The organism is Actinoallomurus acaciae (assembly GCF_042429965.1).
In the GTDB taxonomy this organism is placed as follows: Bacteria; Actinomycetota; Actinomycetes; order Streptosporangiales; family Streptosporangiaceae; genus Actinoallomurus; species Actinoallomurus acaciae.
On record NZ_JBHLZP010001246.1, the window covers coordinates 1 to 665 of the forward strand.

The 665-nt window shown below is 72.9% G+C and carries 1 protein-coding gene; it reads right to left on the bottom strand.

Annotated features, from left to right (window positions below; translation table 11 throughout):
- On the bottom strand, positions 1 to 471 hold a 471-nt coding region (locus ACFFNX_RS51900), incomplete at its 3' end, for a biotin/lipoyl-containing protein (RefSeq protein WP_378213885.1).
- Between the last annotated feature and the right edge of the window lie 194 nt (positions 472 to 665).

The following is a 665-nucleotide window of genomic DNA, read 5'->3' on the forward strand; positions in this document are numbered from 1 at the left end:
CGGCGGGGCTTCGGCGGCACTCCGGCCGGCGGGCCGGGAGCCGCCGCGGCGCCGCCTGCGCGTCCCGGAGCCATGGCCGGTGCCGTAGCCGATCAGGACGTTGCCGGAACCGGCCTGCTCCTCCTCCCGGTAGCGGGCGGCGTCGGGGTGCGTACCCGGCCCGTCCGCCGGAGACGGAGACGCGGTGTCGGCGGGACGTGCCGTCTCGTCCGTGGCGTCGGCCGGGCCGACCTCGATGAGAGGTTCGCCGACCGCCAGGACGGCGCCCGGCTCCGCGCACAGTCTCCGGACGGTCCCGGCGTAGGGGACCGGCACCTCCACGGCCGCCTTGGCGGTCTCGACCTCCACCACGATCTGGTCAACCTCGACCGTGTCGCCGACGGCGACCTTCCATTCGACGACCTCGGCCTCGGTCAGGCCCTCGCCGAGGTCGGGCAGGCGGAACACCTGCCGCGTGAGGACGGTCGTCATGACGCCCTACCTTCTTGATCGGGCTGAGCGAGCCATTCGTAGGGTTGGCTCACCCAGGGGTGCCGGGTGTGGCTTTCATGACGCTGCCGAACGTGTGGTTCCGGAGGCTTGGCCGCCTGGCACCCCCAGGACGACTCGGCCGCTGATTGGGATGTGCGAGCAGATCGCTGTGCAGGGCCACGACGGCGAGGTCG